The 2,962-nt window shown below is 62.1% G+C and carries 4 protein-coding genes; all 4 read left to right on the top strand.

From position 1 onward, the window contains the following. Positions 1-1,002: methionine adenosyltransferase (gene metK / locus AACS18_RS07290; RefSeq protein WP_108612131.1), on the top strand; the 1,002-nt coding region annotated here is incomplete at its 5' end. Between the two features lie 68 nt (positions 1,003-1,070). After that, on the top strand, positions 1,071-1,598 hold the full coding sequence (locus tag AACS18_RS07285; protein ID WP_058057891.1) for a SprT family zinc-dependent metalloprotease: 528 nt from the start codon (positions 1,071-1,073) through the stop codon (positions 1,596-1,598). 73 nt (positions 1,599-1,671) lie between these two features. After that, complete coding sequence (locus tag AACS18_RS07280; protein ID WP_108612130.1) at positions 1,672-2,376, top strand: endonuclease; 705 nt, start codon at positions 1,672-1,674, stop codon at positions 2,374-2,376. A 119-nt stretch (positions 2,377-2,495) separates the two neighbouring features. After that, a partial coding sequence (locus AACS18_RS07275) for a 16S rRNA (uracil(1498)-N(3))-methyltransferase (RefSeq protein ID WP_108612129.1) occupies positions 2,496-2,962 on the top strand: 467 nt, incomplete at its 3' end.

Below are 2,962 nucleotides of genomic sequence, written 5' to 3'. Positions count from 1 at the left end.
ATGGTGGCCGGCGAAGTAACCACCTCTGCCTGGGTTGATATCGAAGAGATCGTGCGTGATACCGTACGTGAAATCGGCTACACCCACTCCGACATGGGCTTCGACGCCGACTCCTGCGCCGTGCTGAACGCCATCGGCAAGCAGTCCCCGGACATCAACCAGGGCGTTGACCGCAGCGATCCGCTGGAGCAGGGCGCGGGCGACCAGGGCCTGATGTTCGGCTACGCCACCAACGAAACCGACGTGCTGATGCCGGCCCCCATCACCTACTCTCACCTGCTGGTGAAGCGTCAGGCTGAAGTGCGCAAGAACGGCACCCTGCCGTGGCTGCGTCCGGATGCCAAGAGCCAGCTGACCTTTGCCTACGACGACGCAGGCAAGATCATCGGTGTGGATGCCGTTGTGCTGTCTACCCAGCATGCCGAATCCATCAGCCACAAAGATCTGGTTGAAGCGGTACGCGAAGAGATCATCAAGCCGGTGCTGCCGGCCGAGTGGGTCAACAAGGACACCAAATACTTCATCAACCCGACCGGCCGTTTCGTTATCGGCGGCCCGATGGGTGACTGCGGTCTGACCGGTCGCAAGATCATCGTCGACACCTACGGCGGCATGGCTCGTCACGGTGGTGGCGCCTTCTCCGGTAAGGATCCGTCCAAGGTTGACCGCTCCGCTGCTTACGCCGCCCGTTACGTTGCCAAAAACATCGTTGCCGCCGGTCTGGCCGATCGCTGTGAAATCCAGATCTCCTACGCCATCGGCGTGGCTGAGCCGACCTCCATCAGCGTCGAGACCTTCGGTACTGCCAAGGTCGCCGAGGAGCTGCTGGTCAAGCTGGTGCGCGAGCACTTCGAACTGCGCCCGTATGGTCTGATCGAAATGCTGGATCTGAAGCGCCCAATCTATCAGGCCACCGCGGCCTACGGTCACTTCGGTCGCGACGAGTTCCCGTGGGAGCAGACCGACAAGGCCGAACTGCTGCGTTCCGCCGCTGGCCTGTAAGGCTCGCTGTTGTGATAAGAGGGGAGCCTGGCTCCCCTTTTGCTTATCCGCTATCTGACGAGATGTTGATGTCTGCCACCCCTGCCCAGCTTGTCGCCCTGCTGCAACAACGCGTAGAAGCCTGCTTTGTGCAGGCCGAGGCGCGCCTTGGCCGCACCTTCCCCCGCCCGCGGATCTACTGCAATATGCGGGGCCGGGCGGCGGGATCGGCGCGGCTGCAAACCTGGGAGCTGCGCTTCAATCCCGCCCTCTATCAGGCCAATCAGCAGGCGTTTCTGGATGAGGTCGTGCCCCACGAGGTGGCCCATCTGCTGGTACACGCCCTGTGGGGTGAAGGTCGCGGCAAAAGCCGGGTCTTGCCCCACGGCCGCCAGTGGCAGTCGGTGATGCGGGAGGTGTTCGGCCTTGAGCCCAGAACTACCCACAGCTTCGATCTGGCGGTTCTGGCCCAGCGCACCGTGCCCTATCGCTGTCACTGTCAGCAGCATCAACTGTCGATACGCCGTCACAACAAGGTGGTGCGCGGCGAAGCCCGCTACCACTGCCGCCGCTGCAAGCAACCGCTGGAGCGGGAACGGCCGGAGCCAGAGCAGTAAGCCAGCTTGTGTCGCGCCCCTGTGGTAGGGTGCCCGCCATCGTTCGTCAATCACCCCGTTTGCAAGGAATCCCATGCGTTTCATCTCCTCCCTCGCCCTGACCCTGCTGGCCGGTTTGCCGCTGCTCAGCGCACCCCTGCACGCCCAGACCTTTCGTGAAGCCAAGCAGGATCTGGTGAAGCTCTATCGCAGCCAGCCTGCGGTCACCACCTTCTACTGCGGCTGTGACATCGACTATCAGGGCAAGAAAATGAGCCCGGATCTGGCCAGCTGCGGCTATGAGCCGCGCAAGCAGGCCAAGCGCGCCGCCCGCATCGAGTGGGAACACGTGGTCCCCGCTTGGGAGTTCGGCCACCAGTTGCAGTGCTGGCAGGATGGCGGCCGCAAAAACTGCGAAAAAGCGAGCACCGAGTTCAACAAGATGGAGGGGGACATGCACAACCTCTTCCCCGCCATTGGCGAGGTGAACGGCGATCGGGCCAACTACCGCTTCTCCGACTGGAACGGCAAGCCGGATCAGTACGGTCAGTGCCAGATGCTGGTGGATTTCAAGGATCGTCGGGTGCAGCCGCCCAAGGGCTCGGTACGGGGCCAGATTGCCCGCGCCTACCTCTACATGAGCCAGCAGTATGGGCTGCGTCTGGCAGCGCAACAGCGTAAACTCTTTGAAGCCTGGGATCGCCAGTACCCGGCAGAAGGCTGGGAGTGCGAGCGCAATCGCCGCATCGGCAAGCTGCAGGGCAATACCAATCCCTTTATTGAAAAGCAGTGCCAATAACCCTATTTGAACTGGGAGGGGGATTGCCCCTCCTATCATGAAGCCCTTACCCACTGCCGCGTGAGCCTTGCTCGCCGCAGGATATAAAGGGTTTCCAAGCAAGAGACTGACAAGCAGCCATGCGCATTCCACGTATCTATGAACCGGCCACCCTGCAAGTTGGCCAGACCATCGCCCTGTCGGAAGACGGCGCCAACCATATCGGCCGGGTACTGCGCATGCAGCCGGGCCAGCAACTCGAGCTGTTCAACGGCGATGGCAATCAATATCCCGCCACCATCGCCAGCGTCGGCAAAAAGTCGGTGGAAGTGACCATCGACAGCTGCGACGTCCAATCGGTGGAGTCACCGCTGGCCATCCACCTCGGTCAGGTGATCAGCCGTGGCGACAAGATGGACTTCACCATCCAAAAATCGGTGGAGCTGGGCGTCACCTGCATCACCCCGCTCTTCTCCGAGCGCTGCGGCGTCAAGCTGCCGGCCGATCGACTGGAGAAGAAGCGCGAGCAGTGGCAGAAGGTGGTGATCAGCGCCTGCGAGCAATGCGGCCGCAACGTGGTGCCCGAAGTGCGCATGCCGATGGAGCT

Origin of the sequence: Aeromonas sp. HMWF015, assembly GCF_963878965.1 — a bacterium.
Classification (GTDB): Bacteria; Pseudomonadota; Gammaproteobacteria; order Enterobacterales; family Aeromonadaceae; genus Aeromonas; species Aeromonas veronii.
The sequence above is the reverse complement of the archived record's forward strand: the minus strand, read 5'-3'. Positions and strand labels throughout refer to the sequence as shown.

Excerpts from the sequence above, each read along its gene's own strand:
- AACS18_RS07285 (WP_058057891.1), top strand. The coding sequence starts at position 1,071 with ATGTCTGCCACCCCTGCCCAGCTTGTCGCCCTGCTGCAACAACGCGTA.
- AACS18_RS07280 (WP_108612130.1), top strand. The coding sequence starts at position 1,672 with ATGCGTTTCATCTCCTCCCTCGCCCTGACCCTGCTGGCCGGTTTGCCG.